Source organism: Phocaeicola sp. RTP21359st1_B8_RTP21360_211022 (assembly GCF_040911965.1).
GTDB lineage: Bacteria > Bacteroidota > Bacteroidia > Bacteroidales > Bacteroidaceae > Phocaeicola > Phocaeicola vulgatus.
In genome coordinates this window covers 12,025-28,600 of the sequence record NZ_JBDFXP010000055.1, presented here as the reverse complement: position 1 = coordinate 28,600, position 16,576 = coordinate 12,025, and the positions used below count along the sequence as shown (strand labels likewise).

The 16,576-nt window shown below is 42.8% G+C and carries 13 protein-coding genes; 7 read left to right on the top strand and 6 right to left on the bottom strand.

Going from position 1 to position 16,576, the window contains the following annotated elements; translation table 11 throughout:
• Window positions 1-1,113: alpha/beta fold hydrolase (locus AB5062_RS19980; protein WP_368331269.1), on the top strand; the 1,113-nt coding region annotated here is incomplete at its 5' end.
• Window positions 1,114-1,201: 88 nt separating this feature from the next.
• Here AB5062_RS19980 and AB5062_RS19975 read toward each other — a convergent pair.
• Both AB5062_RS19975 and AB5062_RS19970 read right to left on the bottom strand, forming a co-directional pair.
• A complete protein-coding gene (locus tag AB5062_RS19975) occupies window positions 1,202-2,284 on the bottom strand; it encodes a phosphotransferase enzyme family protein (protein WP_368326914.1) in 1,083 nt (360 codons plus the stop codon).
• 107 nt (window positions 2,285-2,391) lie between these two features.
• Window positions 2,392-4,644, bottom strand: coding sequence for an inorganic phosphate transporter (locus tag AB5062_RS19970; protein ID WP_234247756.1), 2,253 nt, complete (start codon window positions 4,642-4,644; stop codon window positions 2,392-2,394).
• 280 nt (window positions 4,645-4,924) lie between these two features.
• Here AB5062_RS19970 and purH point away from each other — a divergent pair, with 280 nt between their 5' ends.
• From purH to rodA, 6 genes are all read left to right on the top strand, one after another.
• On the top strand, window positions 4,925-6,448 hold the full coding sequence (gene purH, locus AB5062_RS19965) for a bifunctional phosphoribosylaminoimidazolecarboxamide formyltransferase/IMP cyclohydrolase (RefSeq protein WP_005842744.1): 1,524 nt from the start codon (window positions 4,925-4,927) through the stop codon (window positions 6,446-6,448).
• Window positions 6,449-6,560: 112 nt separating this feature from the next.
• Complete coding sequence (locus AB5062_RS19960) at window positions 6,561-7,583, top strand: rod shape-determining protein (RefSeq protein ID WP_005842742.1); 1,023 nt, start codon at window positions 6,561-6,563, stop codon at window positions 7,581-7,583.
• 105 nt (window positions 7,584-7,688) lie between these two features.
• The gene (gene mreC / locus AB5062_RS19955) at window positions 7,689-8,537 is read left to right on the top strand and encodes a rod shape-determining protein MreC (RefSeq protein ID WP_005842738.1); all 849 of its coding nucleotides are present in this window, start codon (window positions 7,689-7,691) and stop codon (window positions 8,535-8,537) included.
• A gap of 8 nt (window positions 8,538-8,545) precedes the next feature.
• Entirely contained in the window at window positions 8,546-9,046 is a 501-nt protein-coding gene (mreD, locus tag AB5062_RS19950) for a rod shape-determining protein MreD (protein ID WP_005842736.1), read from the top strand.
• Window positions 9,046-10,896 carry a penicillin-binding protein 2 gene (gene mrdA / locus AB5062_RS19945; RefSeq protein ID WP_011965353.1) on the top strand — a complete coding sequence of 617 codons (1,851 nt, stop codon included), beginning with the start codon at window positions 9,046-9,048 and terminating at the stop codon, window positions 10,894-10,896. The genes mreD and mrdA overlap by 1 nt, the downstream gene beginning before the upstream one ends.
• Complete coding sequence (rodA, locus tag AB5062_RS19940; protein ID WP_011965354.1) at window positions 10,877-12,331, top strand: rod shape-determining protein RodA; 1,455 nt, start codon at window positions 10,877-10,879, stop codon at window positions 12,329-12,331. Before mrdA ends, rodA begins: the two co-directional genes overlap by 20 nt.
• 3 nt (window positions 12,332-12,334) lie before the next feature.
• Here the strand turns inward: rodA and AB5062_RS19935 are convergent, their stop codons facing one another.
• From AB5062_RS19935 to metF, 4 genes are all read right to left on the bottom strand, one after another.
• Window positions 12,335-12,832 (bottom strand): gliding motility lipoprotein GldH, encoded by a 498-nt coding sequence (locus AB5062_RS19935; RefSeq protein ID WP_016270960.1) that lies wholly within the window; start codon window positions 12,830-12,832, stop codon window positions 12,335-12,337.
• Entirely contained in the window at window positions 12,795-14,309 is a 1,515-nt protein-coding gene (ricT, locus tag AB5062_RS19930; protein ID WP_368326915.1) for a regulatory iron-sulfur-containing complex subunit RicT, read from the bottom strand. Before ricT ends, AB5062_RS19935 begins: the two co-directional genes overlap by 38 nt.
• A gap of 89 nt (window positions 14,310-14,398) precedes the next feature.
• A complete protein-coding gene (locus AB5062_RS19925; protein ID WP_005842722.1) occupies window positions 14,399-15,523 on the bottom strand; it encodes a DNA polymerase III subunit delta in 1,125 nt (374 codons plus the stop codon).
• Between the two features lie 27 nt (window positions 15,524-15,550).
• A complete protein-coding gene (gene metF, locus AB5062_RS19920; RefSeq protein ID WP_005842720.1) occupies window positions 15,551-16,504 on the bottom strand; it encodes a methylenetetrahydrofolate reductase [NAD(P)H] in 954 nt (317 codons plus the stop codon).
• Between the last annotated feature and the right edge of the window lie 72 nt (window positions 16,505-16,576).

The window sequence follows — 16,576 nt, the reverse complement described above, 5'->3', positions numbered from 1 at the left end:
AAAGTAGATGACAAGGCGCGTGTGATTTATTTTACTGCCAATGGAATGAATGCGAAAGAACATCCTTATTATGAACATTTGTATCGTGTGAATCTGGATGGCAGCGGTTTGAAATTACTGACCAAAGGGGATTATTTCCATCGTGTGGAAGTGGATGATGATGCTCGTTTTGTGGTGGATAACTATTCGCGTGTAAATACGGTGCCCTGCGCCATCCTGCTGGATACTAATGGCAATAAGGTAATGGATATTCAGGAGAGTGATTTTTCACAGTTTTTTGCTGCCGGTTATAAATTTCCGGAAATATTTAAGGTAAAGGCGGCTGATGGCGTGACAGATCTGTATGGTGTGATGTATAAACCTTTTAATTTTGATTCAACTAAGGTTTATCCTATTGTGGATTATGTTTATCCTGGGCCACAGGTGGAAGGTGTTTATTATCCGTTTACCCGTATGAGCCCCCGTACCGACCGTTTGGCACAAGCCGGATTTATTGTTATTTCTGTGGGACAACGCGGCGGGCATCCTAGCCGCTCTAAATGGTATCATAATTATGGATATGGAAATATGCGTGATTATCCGCTGGCCGATCATAAATATGCTATCGAGCAATTGGCGCAGCGTCATCATTTTATAGATATAGATAAGGTTGGTATTCATGGACATTCGGGAGGTGGATTTATGAGTACGGCGGCTATGTGCCAATACCCGGATTTCTTCAAAGTGGCTGTTTCTTGTGCCGGAAATCATGATAACAATATCTATAACCGTTGGTGGAGTGAAACGCATCACGGCGTAAAAGAGGTGGTGAGTGAGAAAGGGGATACAACTTTCGTTTATAAGATTGCTACTAATCCTGAAATAGCGAAGCAATTGAAAGGAAATTTGTTACTGATTCATGGTGATATTGATAATAATGTGCATCCGGGCAATACCTTACGGGTAGTTGACGCTTTGATTCGTGCCGGGAAGCGTTTTGATATGCTGATTCTTCCTCAACAGCGTCATGGATTCGGTGATATGAATGAATATTTCTACTGGAAACTGGTTGATTACTTTTCCGAACATCTGAAAGGGAAAAGTGAAAAATCGGTAGATATACCGAAACGGTAGATTTAGGATCATTGCCGGACGAATATGGAAGGAGCACAGAGGGTTCGTGTCATTTTAAGATACCTTTGTGCTCCTTGTTGTTTTTATATTATAGCAGACTGTTGATATAAGCCTTCATGTCCGGTGTAGCGGATTTTGCTTCCAGATACAGTTTATACTGCGCTTTGGTGCGTACCAGATTATGGTCTTTATACCGGGTTTGATAATACGTGTCTCCGTTTATATAATCTGCTAAAAAGCGTACAGCTTGCATATAGGGGAACAGGGTGGCAGCGTAAGGTAGCATTTCTATTTCGAGAGGAGTCAGGAAAGTCCGGGCCGATTCAATATAACCTTTGGTAAATGCTTTGAAGATTTCCATGTTGAACTTCACCTTATTTAAATCAGCCTCATCCTCCTTGCCGGTATTGGCTGCCGAACGGAGGAAATCACCGAAATCGGAGAAAATGAAACTGGGCATTACCGTGTCCAGGTCAATGACACACAACACTTTTCCGTTTTCATCAAATAACATGTTGCTTACTTTTGTGTCACAGTGGCAGATGCGTTTGGGCAATTTGCCTTCACGGTAAAAACGTTCAGCGCTGCACATCGTATCAGCATCTTTTTCTATTGCGTCCACTATGTCCTGTACTTCTGCCAAACGGCCGGATATGTTGGCGGATACGGCTTCACGTAATTGTTTTAAGCGGAATTCCATATTGTGGAAATCGGGGATGATTTCTCCGAGTTGTTCGGGTACATCAGCCAGCATGGCCTGGAATTCACCAAACTTCAGTCCTGCCAGATAGGAAGATTCCGGTGTAACTGTTTCCAATGTTTGTGAACGCGGAATAAATATTGAAATTCGCCAATAACCTTCTCCATCATAGAAATAGGTCTTGCCATTGGTGGAAGGTAGAAAATGGAGTACCTTACGTTCAATGTCCTCTTCGTGTCTGGCTTCCAGCTTTTGGCGGATGTGTCTGGTCACTACTTCTATATTGTGTTGCAGCATTTCAATATTGGTAAATATTAAATGGTTGATTCGTTGCAATACATAGTCAGGCTCTTCAGGAGATACCGATTTTACCAGATAAGTCTGATTGATGAGGCCGGATGTCAAAGTTTTGATTTCTTTCACTTCACCCACTTTGGGGAACTGTTTGATAATTTTTTTGAGGTTTTCCATAGGTTTGTTTGAATAATGTCTATATATACGAAACAAAGATAACTTCTTTCCTCCAATTGGAGGAAAGAAGTTATCTTAAAAAACATATAATAGGAATATAAATCTTTTTATTTTTTCAAATCAGTCTGGAACATACGGTCGGCGCGTAACAGATGACGCCAGTAGGAAACCAATTCTTGTGATTCCTGCAATACATTGAGGTACACCATGGAAGCTTTTACATTGACATCCCGTTCTTGTATGCGGTCCATCTGTTCTTTGCGCAAGGTAGAGATCTTGCCTTTCAGAATGGCGCCTTCACGTAGCAAGGCATCAGTCTGATCGTAGGCCTTGTTGGCAAGTACTTCAGTAGCCTTGGTCATTAATGCGGTCATCTCATCGCGGATAGGGATGAACTCGTTAGTGGCACGTTCCGATAATGGGGTGAACTTATTGTCCACATGTTCTTTACAAGGATCGCAGATACGTTTCAGACAGTAAAGCATTTGTTCACAACTGTTGCTTCCCAAGTGGAACCAAGTGTTTTTCTCGATAGCAGTAAAGTTGTCTATACGGCGCAGACCTAGTATTTCTTTACGGCGTATCTTTTTTAACATTTCTTTCTGATTGTCGGTATTGTTCACGGCCTTGCGCAGAGCTTTCAGATTTTCGTTGATGAAACCGTCGGTTATCTGCCGATAGGTTTCATTGGTGAATGCCATTTCGGCTACCAATGTGTTATTTACATGCTGGCGGAGTAATCTCCAACGCTCTTCTTTGTCTTTACTGGCAATGAGGCGGGAGAATATGTCGTCTTTGCCTTTATCCTTCTGTTTCTTGCTGTAGTGTATGTTGCTGCGCACCAATAAGAAGATGGCAAGTGCAATAAGGGCCAACATGGCGAATGTGCCTCCATAATACATGATGAGCGTAACCACAAAACAGATAGTGAAAGCGGCTCCGGCAGTGATGAACCATCCACCGATAACAGAAAGCACACCGGTGATACGGTATACGGCACTGTCACGGCTCCAGGCACGGTCGGCTAATGAACTACCCATAGCTACCATGAAAGTTACGTAAGTGGTAGAAAGAGGGAGTTTCAAAGAGGTTCCCAAAGCTATGAGCAGACCGGCCAGTACCAAATTGACAGAAGCGCGTATCAAATCAAATGCTGCCCCGTTCTCCATAATCATCACATCTTTGTTAAAACGGCTGTCGGCCCATCGTTTCAGATTGTCGGGCAATATTTTGGCTATACTTTCCGAAGCGCTCATGGTAGAACGGACAATACTGCGTGCTACAGCGGAAGAACCAAACATTTCGTCACCTTCATCCTGACGCGAGAGATCTACCGAAGTCTTCACTACATTTTGCGCTTTTTTTGAAGTAATCAGCGCATATACCATAATGACGCCTGCTAAAAATAAAAAAAGAAATGGGGTTTTAGCCGGACCATTCAGTGAGTTCATCAAGTATCCCATTGGTTCACCGTTTCCATTAGCCATGAAGTCTGTATAAGCTGAGAAGCCTGCCAAGGGCACACCGATGAAGTTTACTAAGTCATTGCCTGCAAAAGCCATAGCTAAGGCAAAAGTACCTAACATTACCACCACCTTGAATATATTTATCTTGCACCAATGCAATATTTGCATCAGAATGGTGAAGAACACAAAACTGCAACTTACTAACATCAAGGTGTTTTCCTGAATCCAATGTTTGTTTTCGGTGGTCATGAAGGCGGAATCTTTCAGACCTTTTATCAACATGAAGTAGATAATGGCCGTAACAGCAATACCGCCGAACAGTCCGATAGTGTATTTCAGTTTCTTTGTATAATTAAATGTGAAGAGAAGACGGGAGAGATATTGTACTAATGTGCCGAAGAAGAAAGCTACTGCTACTGAGAGGAAGATACCTAAAATGACGGACAATGCCTTTTCCGTATTCAGCAGATCAGCAAATCCTAGCATTCCGGTTTCGTCTCCTGCTATTTTGATAAGAGCTAGAACGAAAGTACCTCCCAATAGTTCGAATACCATGGATACGGTAGTGGAGGTAGGCATTCCTAAGGAATTGAAAATATCCAATAGGACTACGTCTGTTACCATAACTGCTAGAAAGATACACATTAACTCCTGAAAATAAAATTGTTCAGGCCTGAAAATACCGTGCCGTGCGATTTCCATCATACCGTTGCTCAGTGTGGCGCCGATGAAGATACCGAAAGCGGCAATGGCGATGATGGTCTTGAATGACGCGGCTTTAGCACCGATGGCGGAATTCATAAAGTTCACTGCGTCGTTGCTGACGCCTACTACCAAATCGAATATGGCTAGCAGAAAAAGGAATACGACGATTCCCAAAAACATTGTTTCCATATAATTTTGTCTCTCTATTTTATTGGGCGCAAAGGTACGGGAGGTATATTATGATAAAATGTCATATATGTTACATTTGTGTTACAGGCGTTTTTTTGTTCGCCACGGATTGCACGGATTCACACAACTTGATTTTTAATTTATTATTATCCATATTTAGTGGCGGATCTCTTCTTTTTTGAAACAAATATGAGTGGATAAATAATATTTCACGTTTATGTGTGGAATTTATAGAGTGAAAATTTATACCTTTGTAGCCCAAATACTTAATCTATAAAAAATGTCAGAGGCTAAGAGAATTAAAACCGCATTGGTGTCGGTTTATCACAAAGAAGGTTTGGACGAGATTATAACCAAACTACACGAAGAAGGAGTAGAGTTCCTGTCAACAGGAGGTACAAGACAGTTTATCGAATCTTTAGGTTTCCCTTGCAAAGCGGTGGAGGATCTTACTACTTATCCCTCTATTTTGGGCGGACGTGTGAAGACACTGCATCCTAAAGTCTTTGGAGGTATTTTATGCCGTCGTGGTTTGGAACAAGATATGCAACAGATAGAAAAATATGAAATACCCGAAATAGATTTGGTCATCGTTGACCTGTATCCGTTTGAGGCAACTGTGGCTTCGGGGGCCGAAGAACAAGCTATCATCGAAAAAATTGATATAGGTGGTATTTCTTTGATTCGTGCTGCTGCTAAGAACTTTAATGATGTGGTGATTATCGCTAGTCAGGCACAATATAAGCCGTTCCGTGATATGTTGCTGGAACATGGCGCTACTACTTCACGCGAGGAACGCCGTTGGTTCGCAAAAGAAGCGTTTGCTGTTTCTTCTCATTATGATTCTGCTATCTTTAACTATTTTGATGGTGGTGAAGGTTCGGCTTTCCGTTGCGCGGTGGAAGAACAAAAACAACTTCGTTATGGTGAAAATCCTCATCAGAAAGGTTATTTCTATGGAAATCTGGATGCGATGTTCGACCAGATTCATGGAAAAGAAATTTCCTATAACAATTTGTTGGATATCAATGCGGCCGTAGATTTGATTGATGAATTTGATGAGGTGACATTTGCCATTCTGAAGCATAATAATGCCTGTGGATTAGCTTCGCGCCCTACTGTGCTGGAAGCATGGAAAGATGCGTTGGCAGGCGATCCGGTGTCGGCTTTCGGAGGTGTGTTGGTTACTAATGCCGTGATTGATAAAGAAACAGCGGAAGAAATCAATAAACTGTTCTTTGAGGTAATTATTGCTCCGGATTATGATGTAGATGCATTAGAGATTCTGGGACAGAAGAAGAACCGTATTATTTTGGTTCGTAAGGAAGCTAAATTGCCGAAGAAACAATTCCGTTCTTTATTGAATGGGGTTTTGGTTCAGGAAAGAGACCTGGATGTGGAAACTCCTGCCGACTTGAAGCAGGTTACTGAAAAAGCTCCTACGGCGACTGAAATAGAAGATATGTTATTTGCAAATAAGATTGTGAAGAATAGTAAAAGTAATGCTATTGTACTGGCCAAGAACAAACAACTGCTGGCTAGCGGTGTAGGTCAGACTTCACGTGTGGATGCATTGAAACAAGCCATTGAAAAAGCAAAATCATTTGAGTTTGATTTGAATGGCGCAGTGATGGCCAGTGATGCTTTCTTCCCTTTCCCCGATTGTGTAGAGATAGCGGATAAGGAGGGTGTGAAAGCTGTTATCCAGCCGGGAGGCTCTGTAAAAGACGAGTTGACTTTCCAATACTGCAATGAACATGGCGTAGCTATGGTCATTACAGGGATTCGTCACTTTAAACACTAAGATCATTGCAATTTACCATTTGCGGCTACAATCGGACTGTTTATACAGCATTGTTCAGGTAAATGGTAAATTGCAAATGTCAATTGTAAATTGCTAAATTGTAAATGAATTTATGGGATTATTCTCCTTTACACAAGAGATTGCGATGGACCTTGGCACTGCCAATACCATCATTTTAAATAACGGGAAGATTGTAGTGGACGAACCTTCGGTCGTTGCGCTTGATCGCCGTACCGACAAGATGATTGCCGTAGGCGAACGGGCTAAAATGATGTACGAGAAGGAAAATCCGAATATTCGTACTGTACGTCCGCTACGCGACGGGGTTATTGCCGACTTTAATGCCTGTGAACAGATGATGCGCGGTTTAATAAAGAAAGTGAACATGGGTAATCGTTTCTTTTCTCCTTCTTTGCGTATGGTGATCGGAGTTCCCTCAGGTAGCACTGAAGTAGAGCTTCGTGCGGTACGTGACAGTGCTGAGCATGCGGGAGGACGGGATGTTTATTTGATTTTTGAACCTATGGCCGCGGCTATTGGTATCGGTATTGATGTAGAGGCTCCTGAAGGTAATATGATTGTTGATATAGGTGGTGGTTCTACAGAAATTGCCGTGATTTCATTGGGTGGTATTGTTTCCAACAATTCGATACGTATTGCCGGTGACGATCTTACAGCCGATATTCAGGAATATATGAGCCGCCAGCACAATGTGAAGGTGAGTGAACGTATGGCCGAACGTATCAAGATACATGTAGGCGCTGCCTTGACTGATTTGGGAGATGATGCTCCCGAAGATTACATTGTACGCGGGCCTAACCGTATCACTGCTCTTCCCATGGAAGTTCCGGTGTGTTATCAGGAGGTGGCGCATTGTTTGGAAAAGAGTATTGCAAAAATTGAAACAGCTATCCTTAGTGCATTGGAACAGACTCCGCCTGAACTTTATGCTGATATTGTTTTGAACGGTATTTATTTGGCTGGTGGTGGTGCTTTGCTGCGCGGTTTGGACAAGCGTCTGACAGACAAAATCAATATTCCGTTCCATATAGCCGAAGATCCTTTGCTGAGTGTGGCGAAAGGTACCGGTATTGCACTGAAGAATGTAGATCGTTTCTCTTTTTTGATGCGGTAAATGATTTGCTAATGAGGCAGTTTGCTAATTTGCTAATGCCATGCGGTATGGATAGCGCAGTACATTGGCACATTGGCAAATTAGCACATTGAACAATTGGTATTAATGAAAAATCTGCTGAATTTCTTTTTAAAGTATAACTACTGGTTTCTCTTTGTTCTTTTGGAGATAATCAGTTTTGCTTTATTATTCCGCTTCAACAGTTATCAGGGGAGTGCGTTCTTTACATCTGCTAATTTTGTTTCGGGAGCTATGTATGATGCAGCCAATAATGTTACCGGATATTTTCATCTGAAAACGATCAACGATGAGTTGGTACAGAAAAATGTGGAACTGGAATTGCAGTTGGAGAGTATCCGTAAAGCTTTGATTGAAGCGACGGAAGACAGCAGTGGTGTAGAACAGCTTAAGCAGGAAGCACTGGCAGGATATGATATATTCAAGGCTAGCGTGATAAATAACAGTGTGACTCATGCTGATAACTATATTACACTTGACAAAGGAGAAGCGGATGGCATTCGTAGTGAGATGGGAGTGGTAAATGGAAGCGGTGTGGTTGGTATTGTTTATCTCACCTCTCCACATTACTCCATTGTCATTCCGGTATTGAATTCCAAAAGCAGTATTAGCTGTAAGATAAAACGGAGTGATTATTTCGGCTTCTTGAAATGGGATGGCGGTTCATCCGAATTTGCTTTTATAAAGGATATGCCCCGTCATTCATTATTTTCTTTAGGTGACACCATTGTAACCAGTGGACACAGTGCTGTTTTCCCTTCCGGCATTCCGGTGGGTACGGTAGATGATATCGCCGATAGTCACGATGGCTTGTCTTATTTGCTGCGGGTGAAACTATTTACGGACTTCGCCCGTTTGAATGATGTGCGCGTAATTGCCCAAAAAGGGCAGGAGGAACAATTGGAGTTGGAAAAGCAGGTAAAAACGACTAAGTAAGAAGGTTGATGTTGACTTATCTACAAAGAATAGAGTGGTTTATCGGACTGGTACTGTTGCAAGTGCTGGTGCTGAATCATATGCATATCAACGGGTATGCCACTCCTTTCTTTTTTATCTATTTTATTTTGAAGTACAATTCGGGAGTTAGCCGTAATGTCCTTATGATATGGGCATTCCTGTTGGGATTGACAGTCGATATATTAGGCAACACTCCGGGGATGAATGCGGCTGCGGCCACTGTACTGGCTTTTATGCGTGAACCTGTATTACGATTAGTCACGCTCCGCGATAGCGTCGAGGATTTTGAACCGGGTATCAAGAGTATGGGATTCTCGCCTTTCTTCCGGTATATCTTATTGTGTACTTTCTTATTTTGTACCATTTTACTTGTCATAGATACTTTTTCATTCTTCAACCTGCCTGTCTTATTGTTGAAAATATTGACAGATGCCTCAATAACCATCATTTGTATATTGTGTGCTGAGGCAATCAGGAGGAAAAAATAGTGGAAAGAGATTATAATCTGGAGAAGCGGAAATATGTAATCGGTGCATCGGTGATCGTTATTGTGCTGATTTACCTGATACGTCTTTTTACCTTGCAGATTATGAGTGAGGATTATAAAAAGAATGCCGATAGCAACGCTTTTCTGAACAAGACACAATACCCTAGCCGTGGGGTGATGTACGATCGGAACGGTAACCTGCTGGTGTATAACCAACCTGCCTATGACGTTACGATGGTGATGAAAGAGGTGCACAACCTTGATACGCTTGATTTATGTAAAACATTGAATATTACCCCCGACTATTTTAAAAAGCGTATCCGCGAGATAAAGGACAGACGTTCCAATCCGGGCTACTCTCCATATACTCATCAGGTATTTATGACCCAGCTTTCGGCAGAAGAGTGCGGAGTCTTCCAAGAAAAACTGTTCAAGTTTCCCGGTTTCTATATTCAGCGGCGTACTATCCGCCAGTATAATTACAATGCGGCTGCTCATGTTCTGGGAGATATTGCAGAAGTGTCCAAGGGGGATATTGAAGCCGATGATTACTATGTACGCGGTGACTTCATAGGGAAACAGGGGGTGGAACGCTCATACGAAAAACAGTTGAGGGGCGAGAAAGGAGTGGAGATATTACTGCGCGATGCCCGTGGACGTATTCAGGGACGGTATATGGACGGGAAATATGACAAGACTCCCGTTCCGGGGAAGAATCTGAAACTAGGTATAGACATAGAGCTTCAGATGTTGGGAGAGCGTCTGTTGGAAGGGAAGATAGGCAGTATAGTGGCTATCGAGCCATCCACAGGAGAAATACTTTGTATGGTATCTGCTCCCACTTTTGACCCAAGATTGATGGTGGGGCGCCAACGGGGTAAAAATCATCTGGAACTGGCGCGTGACAGTTGGAAACCATTGCTGAACCGTTCTATTATGGGGCAATTCCCACCGGGATCTACTTTCAAGACTACTCAGGCGTTGACTTTCCTGCAAGAGGGGATTATTACTCCTCAGACAGCCTATTCTTGCTATCATGGCTTTGTGTATGCCGGTCTTAGGGTGGGCTGCCACTCTCATGGGTCGCCCCTGCCTTTGGTGCCTGCCATTGCAACTTCCTGTAACGGTTATTTCTGTTGGGGGTTGTTTCACATGATAGGGGCGAAGAAGAAGTATGGTTCTGTACAGACTGCCATGAATACATGGCGTGATTATATGGTTTCTATGGGATTTGGTTATCCTTTGGGAGTAGACCTTCCGGGTGAGAAGCGTGGGATGATCCCGAATGCTGCTTATTATGATAAGAACTATCGGGGATCATGGAACGGACTGACGATTATTTCTATTTCCATCGGCCAGGGGGAAGTGACGGCTACTCCGTTGCAGATTGCTAACCTTGGGGCTACTATTGCTAACCGGGGCTATTATATTACTCCGCATGTAGTGAAAGAAGTGGAAGACGAGCCGTTGGATACCCTGTATACGACCAAACGTTATACTAAAGTAAGCCGTGAACATTATCAGACGGTAGTCGAAGGTATGCGTTCGGCAGTATTGGGAGGAACTTGCCGTAATGCGAATATTCCGGGAATTGAAGTGTGTGGCAAGACAGGTACGGCGCAAAACCGTGGAAAGGACCATTCTGCTTTTATGGGGTTTGCACCAATGAATGATCCTAAGATTGCCGTGGTAGTCTATGTAGAGAATGGAGGTTGGGGAGCAACCTATGGTGTACCTATCGGTGCATTGATAATGGAGAAATATTTAAAAGGCGAACTTTCACCGGAAAGTGAGGCGAAAGCGGCGGAAATACAAAACAGACGAATAGATTATGGCATACACGAACGATAGTATATGGAAATCAGTGGACTGGATGACTATCTGCATTTATCTGATGCTGGTTATCTTTGGATGGTTCAGCGTATGTGGAGCCAGCTATGATTATGGTGAGATTGATTTTTTTAGTTTCGACACTAGGGCAGGAAAACAGTTTGTATGGATCTGTTGCTCTTTGGGGCTCGGATTTATCCTGATGATGTTGGAGGATAAGTTGTATGATATGTTTGCTTATATTTTATATGGAGGCATGATGCTGCTGTTGTTGATAACACCTTTTCTGGCAGAGGATACTAAGGGATCTTACTCATGGATAAAATTCGGACCTGTAAGTTTGCAACCGGCGGAATTTGCTAAATTTGCCACGGCGCTGGCTTTGGCTAAATTTATGAATGTCTACGGGTTTACAATGAGTAAGTTAAAGTATTCATTGCCTGTGGTAGGGATGGTGTTGCTGCCCATGCTGCTTATTATTTTGCAACGGGAAACGGGGTCGGCTTTGGTTTATCTGGCTTTCTTTTTTATGCTGTACCGGGAGGGGATGCCGGGTTCTATTTTGTTTGCCGGGATTTGCGCCGTGGTCTATTTTGTAGTTGGAATCCGTTTTGGCAATGAATTGATGGCGGATGACTGTACTTCCATCGGTGAATTTTCTGTGTTGCTGCTGATAGTCATCCTTTCTGCTTTATTAGTTAATAGTTATTGCAAAAAAGCATCGGTAGTGTGGTATATCGGAGGGATTGGTGTTGGTGGTACCTTGCTGGCTTTATTATTTTCGTATTATGTTATCCCTTTTGACATTACTTGGTTCCAATATGGATTGTGCGTAGTTTTATTGTTCTATTTGATCTTCCTTTCTATGCATGAACGTATGCGTAATTATTTTTATATTGCTCTATTTGCGATAGGTTCGGTGGGATTTCTTTTTTCTGCCGATTATGTTTTCAATAATGTGCTGGAGCCACATCAGCAGATACGTATTAAAGTGGTGCTTGGTATGGAGGAAGATTTGGCGGGGGCAGGATACAATGTGAATCAGAGTAAGATTGCTATTGGGTCGGGAGGCTTATGGGGGAAAGGCTTTTTGAATGGTACACAGACTAAACTGAAGTATGTGCCTGAACAGGATACAGACTTTATCTTCTGTACGGTAGGGGAAGAAGAAGGCTTTGTAGGTTCGGCGGCCGTATTGTTTCTTTTTACCGGACTTATTTTGCGTCTTATTGTGGTGGCGGAGCGTCAGCATACTCGTTTTGCCCGTGTTTATGGATATTCGGTATTAAGCATTTTCTTATTCCATCTGTTTATTAATATAGGTATGGTTTTAGGACTGACCCCCGTTATAGGCATACCACTGCCTTTTTTCAGTTATGGGGGATCTTCTTTGTGGGGATTTACGATCTTGCTTTTTGTATTCTTGCGTATTGATGCAGGGCGGGGAAAACGTTAGAGCTTATTGGTTTTCCGGTTTGCGCAACCGGATACCTATATCGCTGATTCCCGTCAACGGGTTGTCCGTCATGATATGGACGATGCGGAAAGTACGTGCGCTTCCTTCTGTACGGATAGGAATAGATGCTTTATAAGGCAGGTCACATTGATATAATCCACAAAGACCATTTCCTGTTTTATTTCCAGCTTCGTCAACCAGAAAAAGTTGTAAAGTGTCTGTGACGTAAGTCAAAGTATCCTTTGTGTTATGGCTGACTTCTAGCCAAATATCTCTGTAAGGATAAGATTCTTGATAACGGATACCGATTTCTGCTTCGTAATTTCCGGCAGGGATAGAATTGGGCAGGGTATAAACAAGAGTATCACTTTTATCCCATCCGTCAAGGGGGACGGGGGCGTAAGAGTGATAGATGATATTGTTTTGACAGGCTGCCAATATGAGTATTGGCAGCCATGTCAGTTTATTCTTTAGTTGATACAGGAGTTTGTGGCTTTTCATTCGGGATTTGGCTATTGTTTCCGTTGTTCTTGTTGTCATTTTCCTTTCCTCCTCCGTTATTCCGGTTTTCACTGCCTCCTTCATTATTACCATTATTGGGGCGGCGTTTATTGCGGTTCCGGTTTCCGTCTTCCCGATTTTCACGACTGCGCTCTTCCCGGTTGCGACTTTCCCTGTTGCGATTTTCTTCTTTAGGGCGGTTTCCGTTCTCTTCGCGTGGCTGCTGAGCCTTGTTTTCTTTAGGCTCTCTAGGTTGTTTGGGACGTCCTTCTCTAAGTGGCCGGTTTTCTTTGGGTTGTTGTGACCGGTTCTCTTTAGGTTGTTGCGGACGTCTGTTTTCATTGGGAGTACCTTCTCCGTTATTACCGTTATTTTCCGGCTTACGTTTTTTCTTTCGGTTGCTGTTGTTGCCTTTTCGTTTGTCGAATCGGGTTAAGCTTTCTTGTTCTACTAAATCAACGGGCTTTTGAGGTTCGTTCTTTTTGACAGATTCGGTTAAGCTTTCCGGTTTCTCACCCCGTCGGTTCATATTAATAATTTCAAAAGCACGGCGTGCGGTGATGGTTACAGCATTAGCTATGAAGTTTTTGTCAGTAGAGTACATGATAGTTCCCTTCAAAATATCCGCTTTGAAAAAATAGAATGTACTATCCGTCGTTTCTAAAGTCATTTCTTTGCTTGGAAGGCGTTTTTGGGACTCTACATAGGCGTCTACCTCATAGTTTAGGCAGCATTTCAGCTTGGCACATTGTCCGGCTAACTTTTGGGGATTCAGAGAAATATCTTGATAACGTGCCGCACTGGTAGATACAGATACAAAATTTGTCATCCAGGTAGCGCAGCACAATTCACGTCCGCAAGGTCCGATACCGCCAATGCGTCCGGCTTCCTGACGGGCGCCAATTTGTTTCATTTCTATACGTACACGGAAAGCTTCGGCCAGTACTTTGATCAGTTGGCGGAAGTCTACACGTTCGTCCGCGATGTAATAAAAGATAGCTTTGTTGCCATCGCCTTGATATTCCACATCACCGATCTTCATGTCCAGGTTCAGATTCTTGGCTATCTGGCGGGACCGGATCATTGTGTCATGTTCTTTGGCTTTTGCCTCCTCGTATTTTTCCATATCTACAGGTTTTGCCTTGCGGTAGATACGCTTGATTTCGGCATCGGGTTTGATGTTTGCCTTACGCATTTGCAAAGGTACCAATTTTCCCGTCAGAGTTACTGTACCGATATCGTGTCCGGGGCTTGCTTCTACAGCTACTATATCCCCTTTTTCCAGCTTCAGTTTGTTGCTGTTCTTATAATACCCTTTGCGGGTATTCTTGAATTGAACTTCAACCATTTCCTGTTCCTCGGTGTTGCCGGGAATATCAGCCAGCCAGTCGTAGGTGTTCAGCTGCTTATCCTGTCGTCCGCAGCCTTTGCAACACAAACAGCCGCTTCCGTTCTTTAATTTGAATTCATTGTCCATAATTCTGTTTTAATTGAGAATTGAAAATTGAGAACTAAGAAATAAATGCCATGCGGTTCTGTTATTTTTTAATGCTCAATTCTCAACTTTTAATTTTTCAATAGCACAATCATTTTTAAAGAGAAATCAAAGAACACCATTTTGGGATTCACATTCTGTCCTATATGTAATTGTGCTTCACTAAGTTCGTCCATTATGCCCATTACATTCCGCTCGTTGACAAACGGTGCGAAACGGGTGGAAAAATTTTGTTCTTCGGGATTCATATACACTAAATCACGTTGATGAAAGTTGTATATGAAGTTTTCTCGTATCATACGTTGGCAGTAGGCCAGAAAATTCTTCTGACGTTCACGCCCCATGGAGGCTACCGCATCGCTCCATTGTCTCATTTCGCGTATCTTCCGTTGATAGGAAAGGCGCATCAAATTTATAAAGAGTTCAAAGAACAGTTTGTTTTCCTCGCTCAGATGTATGGTTTCCAGTGCTTTCAGAAAATTGCCTTCTGAGCGGTGTGCTATATCGTCAGCATCTTCCGGTTGTAGTCCGTATTTGGTTTGCAATACTTTTGAGATTTCAGGTTCTTTGATCCCATGAATGTTAAATCGTTGGGTACGGCTTTGGATCGTTTGCAAAATGGCATCAGGCTCTTCGGATACTAATAAAAAGACAGTCATGGCAGGAGGCTCTTCCAGTAACTTCAGCAGTTTGTTGCTGCATTCCACGTTCATCTTTTCGGGAAGCCATATAATCATGATTTTGTAACCGCCTTGACTGGATTTCAAGCTGAGCTTTCGTACAATCTCATCGCTCTCTTTTACAAAGATTTGCGCCTGTTGGTTTTCTGCTCCCATCTCTTTCAGCCAATGGTTCAGATTAAAATATGGGTTCTGCAGGACAAAGTTGCGCCAGTCTGCTATGAAATCATCGCATACGGTATCCTTTCCGGCTTTTTTCTTGATAACAGGAAAAACGAAATGCAGGTCGGGATGTATCAGCTTATTGAATTTCACACAAGTGGGGCAAATTCCGCAGGCATCTTGTTCACCACGGTTTTCACAGCAGATGTAACGGGCATAAGCTATTGCCAAAGGCAACTTTCCTGTACCTTCGGGACCGCAAATCAGTTGTGCATGAGGGATTCTTCCTTCTTTTACCTCGGCTATGAGCCGCTGTTTTGCTTCCTCTTGTCCTATTACATCTTTAAATAACATTGCTTTTTATAGTCATTTATTTACTGTTTAATAAATTGCTTTTGCAACTTCCTTTACACTGTTCACGGCACTTACGGTATAGAAATGAATGCTGGGAACCCCACAGGCTATTAATTCACGGCACTGGTGTATGCACCATTCTATGCCAAGACTTTCCGCTTCTTCATCTGTTTGACATTTCATCGCTTCGCCTGCCAGTTCTTGCGGCAAGTCTATCTTGAACGTCTTGGGTATCATGTTCAGCTGGGATAATTTGCGGAAAGGCTTGATACCCGGAATAATAGGTACATTGATTCCTTCTTTTCTTACCCTTTCTACAAATTCGAAATATTTGCGGTTGTCATAGAACATCTGTGTCACAGCATATTCAGCTCCTGCTTCAATCTTTTTCTTCAGCCAATAAATATCTTGTTCCATATTGGGTGATTCCTCGTGTTTTTCAGGATAGCAGGCTACTCCATAACTGAACGGAGTTCCTGTTACCTTGATGGGGGAACCGTCTACAAATACGCCTTTATTGAAATCATTGATCTGCTCTTCCAGTTCTATGGCGTGGTTGTAACCGTTGTTTTCGGGTACGAAAGCTGATTCGTGCTTTGCCTTGTCACCACGCAGTACCAACAAGTCGGTGATGCCCAGGAATTGTAGATCTAACAATACATATTCTGTATCTTCGCGGGAAAAACCGCTGCACAGGATATGTGGCACTGTCGTTATATTGTATTTGTTCTGCAAAGCGGCGGCAACAGCAACTGTTCCGGGACGGCGGCGCTGGCGTGTACGTTGGTACAGCCCGTTTCCCAGCTCCTTGTACACATATTCGCTGCGGTGGGTTGTAATATTGATATATTTAGGGTCGAATTCGCGTAGCGTATCAACCGTTTTATACAGTTTTTCAATACCCGTTCCTTTCAGCGGAGGGAGAATTTCAAAAGAAAAAGCCGTATTGTCCGTACTTTTTATTAAATCAACTACTCTCATCGTTCTGTCTCGTTCTCTTATGCCTTATCGGGCGGAATTACATATTTGGGCAAAAATAAGAAAAATATCGTA